Source organism: Bacteroides sp. D22, assembly GCF_000163675.1.
Taxonomy (GTDB): Bacteria; Bacteroidota; Bacteroidia; order Bacteroidales; family Bacteroidaceae; genus Bacteroides; species Bacteroides xylanisolvens.
On the sequence record NZ_GG774796.1, the window covers coordinates 368,070 to 374,564 of the forward strand.

The 6,495-nt window shown below is 42.1% G+C and carries 5 protein-coding genes, 1 tRNA gene and 1 pseudogene; 5 read left to right on the forward strand and 2 right to left on the reverse strand.

Translation table 11 applies throughout. The annotated features are described in order from the left end of the window. Positions 1-2: 2 nt before the first annotated feature. Positions 3-1,802, reverse strand: coding sequence for a translational GTPase TypA (gene typA, locus HMPREF0106_RS21415; RefSeq protein ID WP_004317549.1), 1,800 nt, complete (start codon positions 1,800-1,802; stop codon positions 3-5). Positions 1,803-1,957: 155 nt separating this feature from the next. On the opposite strand from typA, the gene rpsO reads away from it, so the two are divergent. The 3 genes from rpsO (at position 1,958) to HMPREF0106_RS21400 (ending at position 4,673) form a co-directional block, all read left to right on the forward strand. Continuing rightward, positions 1,958-2,227, forward strand: coding sequence for a 30S ribosomal protein S15 (gene rpsO / locus HMPREF0106_RS21410; RefSeq protein ID WP_004296393.1), 270 nt, complete (start codon positions 1,958-1,960; stop codon positions 2,225-2,227). A gap of 185 nt (positions 2,228-2,412) precedes the next feature. After that, positions 2,413-2,988 carry a helix-turn-helix domain-containing protein gene (locus HMPREF0106_RS21405; RefSeq protein WP_009038953.1) on the forward strand — a complete coding sequence of 192 codons (576 nt, stop codon included), beginning with the start codon at positions 2,413-2,415 and terminating at the stop codon, positions 2,986-2,988. A 35-nt stretch (positions 2,989-3,023) separates the two neighbouring features. Then, the gene (locus HMPREF0106_RS21400; protein ID WP_004310697.1) at positions 3,024-4,673 is read left to right on the forward strand and encodes an AMP-binding protein; all 1,650 of its coding nucleotides are present in this window, start codon (positions 3,024-3,026) and stop codon (positions 4,671-4,673) included. Between the two features lie 147 nt (positions 4,674-4,820). Here the strand turns inward: HMPREF0106_RS21400 and HMPREF0106_RS21395 are convergent, their stop codons facing one another. Further along, positions 4,821-5,903 carry a mannose-1-phosphate guanylyltransferase gene (locus HMPREF0106_RS21395; RefSeq protein ID WP_004310696.1) on the reverse strand — a complete coding sequence of 361 codons (1,083 nt, stop codon included), beginning with the start codon at positions 5,901-5,903 and terminating at the stop codon, positions 4,821-4,823. A gap of 164 nt (positions 5,904-6,067) precedes the next feature. Between HMPREF0106_RS21395 and HMPREF0106_RS21390 the strand changes: the two genes are divergently transcribed. Beyond that, positions 6,068-6,151, forward strand: a tRNA-Leu gene (locus tag HMPREF0106_RS21390). Positions 6,152-6,269: 118 nt separating this feature from the next. After that, positions 6,270-6,495 (forward strand): annotated as a pseudogene (locus HMPREF0106_RS27650) (transposase); the annotation flags it as partial.

Sequence of the window (6,495 nt, forward strand, 5' to 3'; positions counted from 1 at the left end):
GGTTAGTTCTTGTTGGCACGTTTACGTTCGATTTCGTCCAAAATCACTTTACGCATACGCATTGCCTTTGGAGTAACTTCTACATATTCGTCTTCCTTAATATATTCCAGTGCTTCTTCAAGTGAGAACTGGATAGGCGGAATCAGACGTACTTTGTCATCCGAACCGGAAGCACGCATATTCGTCAGCTTCTTCGATTTGGTTACGTTGATAACCAAGTCGTTGTCGTGAGAGTGCTCGCCTACTACCTGTCCTGCATAGACTTCGTCCTGCGGGAAAATAAAGAACTTACCGCGATCCTGTAATTTGTCGATGGCATAAGCAAAAGCTGTTCCGCTTTCCATAGCAATCATAGAACCATTGGTACGACGTTCAATTTCTCCTTTGTGCGGCTGATATTCTTTGAAACGGTGTGCCATAATGGCTTCACCGGCAGAGGCCGTCAGTACATTGGTACGCAAACCGATGATACCGCGTGAAGGCATATTGAATTCAAGATTGATGCGTTCGCCTGTATTTTCCATCTTTACCATTTCACCTTTACGGCGGGTAACCATATCAATAATCTTGCTGGAATATTCTTCCGGTACGTTGATGGTCAACTCTTCAATCGGTTCGCATTTCACACCGTCGATTTCTCTGAAGATAACCTGTGGCTGACCTACCTGCAATTCATATCCCTCGCGGCGCATTGTTTCAATCAATACAGAAAGGTGGAGTACACCACGGCCGGAAACAATCCATTTACCGTCTTCTTCACTCTTTCTTACGCGGAGGGCCAGGTTCTTGTCGAGTTCCTTCATCAGACGGTCGTGGATGTGGCGTGAAGTAACAAACTTACCATCCTTACCGAAGAAAGGAGAATCGTTGATAGCAAACAACATACTCATGGTCGGTTCGTCAATTGCGATGGGTGGCAGTGCTTCCGGACTTTCGAAATCACAAACTGTATCTCCAATCTCGAATCCGTCGATACCTACCAGCGCGCAGATGTCACCGGAAGAAACCTCATTTGTTTTCACACGGCCTAAACCTTCGAAAACATGGAGTTCTTTAATTTTGCTCTTGAACATATCGCCGTTACGTTTCACAAGCGTTATATTCATACCTTCTTTTAATGTACCACGATGTACGCGACCTACGGCAATACGACCGGTATAAGAAGAATAATCCAGAGAAGTAATCAACATCTGGGGAGTACCTTCCAATTGTTGCGGTGCCGGAATGTTTTCGACGATACAATCCAGTAGCGGAGTGATGCTGTCAGTTTGTTGCTGCCAGTCGGTGCTCATCCAGTTGTTTTTGGCGGAACCGTAAATCACGGGGAAGTCCAACTGATCTTCTGTTGCGTTCAAGCTGAACATCAAGTCGAAAACCATTTCGTAAACTTCTTCCGGGCGGCAGTTAGGTTTATCTACCTTATTAACTACCACAATGGGTTTCAAACCGATTTCGAGCGCCTTTTGCAGTACGAAACGAGTCTGTGGCATCGGACCCTCGAAGGCATCTACCAACAGAATACAGCCATCGGCCATATTCAATACACGTTCTACTTCACCACCGAAGTCGCTGTGTCCCGGAGTATCAATAATATTAATTTTTGTACCGTTGTAATTGATGGATACGTTTTTGGAAAGAATCGTTATACCACGTTCGCGTTCCAAATCGTTGTTATCCAGGATAAGTTCACCACTATTTTGGTTGCTGCGGAATAAATTTCCGGCCAATAGCATCTTGTCAACCAGCGTTGTTTTCCCATGGTCAACATGGGCAATGATTGCAATGTTTCGAATATTTTGCATATAATACCTATTATTTGGCTGCAAAGGTACGAAAATAGGATTAGAAATATGCGCAATGATAGCAATTTTTTCTTGTAAATCGTTGTGTGATATAAAGATAATGCCTATCTTTGCACGCTCAAAAGAATAATTTATCAATTAAAATTCTAAGAATTATGTATTTAGACGCTGCTAAAAAGCAAGAAATCTTCGGAAAGTACGGAAAGTCTAACACTGACACCGGCTCAGCTGAGGCCCAAGTGGCATTGTTTTCCTACCGTATTTCTCACCTGACTGAGCACATGAAGCTCAACAGAAAAGATTATAGTACTGAAAGAGCGTTAACAATGTTGGTAGGTAAGCGTCGTCGCTTACTCGACTACCTGAAAGCAAGAGATATCGAAAGATATCGTGCTATTGTTAAAGAGCTCGGTTTGCGTAAGTAATCTACTTGTCGCGAAAAGATTTAAAGCCGTTCTTCATGATAGAGGAGCGGCTTTTTTTAGTTTCTTCTTTTTCTTCCTGATAATCGTATTTTCTTTAGTTATAATTGTATTCATATAAAGATTTTGCTATTTTTGCAGCTTAATTATTATAATTTATCACCTTTGATAACTAAAATGCTTTCAAAATGGATACAAGTAAGATTGTTGGCGAGAAAATTAAAGCCCTCCGCGAAGATAAATCAATAAGCATAGAAGAGTTGGCGCAACGTTCAGGTTTGGCTATCGAACAGGTTGAACGTATTGAGAATAACATTGATATACCTTCTCTCGCACCGCTGATTAAGATTGCGCGTGTGTTGGGAGTACGTCTGGGTACTTTCCTCGACGATCAGGATGAAGTCGGACCGGTGGTTTGTCGTAAGAAAGAAGCCAAAGATGCGATTAGTTTTTCCAATAATGCGATTCACTCTCGCAAACACATGGAATATCACTCGTTGTCCAAGTCAAAGGCGGACCGTCACATGGAACCGTTTATTATCGATGTGATGCCGACGCAAGATACCGACTTCGTGCTTTCTTCTCATGAAGGAGAAGAGTTCATCATGGTTATGGAAGGTATCATGGAAATCAGCTATGGCAAGAACACTTATCTGCTGGAAGAGGGTGATAGCATTTATTATGATTCCATTGTTCCTCATCATGTACATGCTTATGAGGGACAGGCTGCAAAAATCCTGGCAGTAGTTTACACACCGATTTAATGAAATAGTAGGAACCAAGACTTAAGTATAATTACATGCAATTATTTGATCGTACTTTGGGGCAGTGGCTGGAACACTGGGCTGAAGAGACTCCCGATAAGGAATATATCGTATATTCCGACCGAAATCTCCGTTTTACCTGGAGTCAGTTGAACCGTCGTGTGGATGATATGGCAAAAGGGCTTATTGCCATTGGTGTGGAACGTGGTACCCATGTGGGTATCTGGGCGGCTAATGTTCCCGATTGGTTGACATTGCTATATGCCTGCGCGAAGATTGGTGCGGTATATGTTACAGTGAATACGAACTACAAGCAATCGGAATTGGAGTATCTTTGCCAGAACTCGGATATGCATACGCTTTGTATTGTGAATGGTGAGAAGGATAGTGATTTTGTGCAGATGACATACACGATGCTTCCTGAATTGAAGACTTGTGAGCGTGGACATTTAAAGAGCGAACGCTTTCCGTATATGCGAAATGTAGTATATGTAGGTCAGGAAAAACATCGTGGTATGTATAATACAGCGGAGATCCTGCTGTTGGGAGATAATGTGGAAGATGACCGTTTGAACGAACTAAAAAGCAAAGTGGATTGTCACGATGTAGTAAATATGCAATATACATCGGGCACTACCGGCTTCCCGAAAGGGGTGATGTTGACACATTATAATATCACCAATAATGGATTTCTGACGGGGGAACACATGAAGTTCACGGCAGATGACAAACTTTGTTGTTGCGTTCCGTTGTTCCATTGTTTTGGGGTAGTATTGGCTACCATGAACTGTCTGACTCATGGTTGTACACAAGTGATGGTAGAACGTTTCGACCCGTTGGTTGTGCTGGCCTCTATTCATAAAGAACGTTGTACGGCTCTTTATGGTGTGCCGACTATGTTTATCGCCGAGTTGCATCATCCGATGTTCGATCTCTTTGATATGTCTTGTCTTCGTACAGGTATTATGGCCGGTTCGCTGTGTCCTGTCGAACTGATGAAGCAGGTAGAAGAGAAAATGTATATGAAGGTGACTAGTGTATATGGACTGACGGAGACTGCTCCGGGTATGACTGCTTCTCGTATTGATGATCCGTTCGATGTACGTTGTAATACGGTAGGACATGATTTCGAATTTACGGAGGTGAAAGTGATTGATCCTGAAACAGGTGAAGAATGTCCGGTTGGGGTACAAGGTGAAATGTGTAACCGTGGTTATAATACCATGAAAGGATATTATAAGAATCCGGAAGCAACGGCGGAAGTGCTTGATGAAAACAACTTCTTGCATTCCGGCGACTTGGGTATTAAGGATGAAGATGGAAATTACCGGATTACCGGACGTATCAAAGATATGATTATTCGTGGTGGCGAGAATATTTATCCGCGCGAAATAGAAGAGTTTCTTTATAAGCTTGATGGAGTGAAAGATGTTCAAGTAGCTGGTATTCCTTCTAAAAAGTATGGTGAGGCAGTCGGAGCATTTATTATTTTGCAGGAAGGAGTACAAATGCAGGAAGCCGATGTACGTGATTTCTGCAGAAATAAGATATCCCGTTATAAGATTCCGAAATATATTTTCTTTGTGAATGAATTCCCGATGACGGGTAGTGGAAAGATTCAGAAGTTCAGATTGAAAGATCTGGGACTGCAACTTTGCAAGGAGCAGGGAATAGAGATTATTTAGAAACTCATGATTATTTAAAGACACACAAAGTTTTTCGATTATAAACAGTGAACGGTGAACTCTCTGCAATCAATTATGCAGTTTGTTCACCGTTCACTATTTGTATGCTCTTATCCGGTTTTGTCTCCGGCGTCAGGTTGCGTGTTATTAAATGAAATCATCGCCCAGTTGCATTTGGGCGTCGTTTACATATTTACGGATAGCATGTTCTTCATCTTTGCGGCAAATCAAAAGAACATTGTCTGATTCGGCTATCAGAAATCCTTCCAGTCCATCGATAACGGCCAGTTTGCCTTTCGGAAGTACTACCATATTATCTTTACTATTATATATAAGTGAATGGCACTTCAGCGTAACATTGCCTTCCGGGTCTCTTTCCGATAAATCATAAAGTGATCCCCAAGTTCCAAGATCGGACCAGCCAAAATCTCCTAATGATACATACACATTATCCGCTTTCTCCATAATGCCGAAGTCGATGGATACATTAGGACATGCTGGGAAGTTTTCTTCGATGAATGCTTTCTCCTTGTCGGTGGCATAAATATCTTTTCCCGGTGCCAGTTTGGAAGCTAATTCAGGCAGTAAATCTTCACTTGCTTTGATGATTGTATTTACATTCCACATAAATAGGCCGGAATTCCAATAAAATTCTCCGCTCTCTACAAATACTTTAGCTAATTCCAGTTCCGGTTTTTCAGTGAATGTTTTTACTTTATAGAAGTTTTCTCCTGCGGGTTCGTCTATTTGTATATATCCATACCCTGTTTCCGGGCGATTGGGTTTAATTCCTAATGTCAGTAGCTTTTCCGAGCGTGAAACAAAATCAAGTCCTTTTTCGATAGCGGCAAGAAACTCATCCTCTTTTAAAATTAAATGGTCTGAAGGAGCGACTACGATATTGGCGTTCGGGTTCAGTGCCCGGATGTGGTAAGCGGCCCATGCTATACACGGAGCGGTATTTCGTCTTGCGGGTTCCAGCAGAATCTGTTCTTCGTTCACTTCGGGCAATTGTTCCTTCACTAAGTCCGCATACATTGCATTGGTAACGATGAAAATATTTTCTGTTGGGATAACCTTTTGGAACCGGTCGAAAGTCTGTTGTAAAAGTGAACGGCCCGTTCCGAAGAAATCTAAGAATTGTTTGGGCAATGTTTTGCGGCTAAACGGCCAGAAGCGGCTTCCAATGCCGCCACCCATAATCACGCAATAATTATCCTGGTTTGTCATGATAGTGACTCTATTTTAAAGTTTCTGCTAATGTACGGTTTATTCTCTGAATAGAGAAGTGTTTAAGATATGTTTTATTATTTTTTTCTCCTTTTTTTTGCCAAACTATTGTGGAATCAAAATAATGTCGTATCTTTGCACCGCAATTGAGAAATCAAGTATGCGCCCAGATGGCGGAATCGGTAGACGCGCTGGTCTCAAACACCAGTGGATTCACTTCCATCCCGGTTCGACCCCGGGTCTGGGTACTGAAGCGGAGAAAGTAGAAATACTCTCTCCGTTTTTCTTTTCTACTCCTCGTAACTCGTTGGTCATGGCTCAGTCTGAAACCTTGGGGGATTGCGTTAAAATTCTTATTTTTGCATCATGAAAACATCCTCTTCCCAAACGATTGATCCTGTTGCTTCTTTAAGCTTGTTCTTGCCTTCAGGAATCCTTGATTACTTTACCCTAGTCAATCATGTTTCTCAGGATACTTGCTTTATTCTTTATTTAGAGGAGAAAGCCACTATTCCTGCTGAGTACTCTGATCTCCATCTTCACTCAAAAGGTTTCCTCCCTGAGATTGAAGTTCAGGACTTCCCTATCCGTG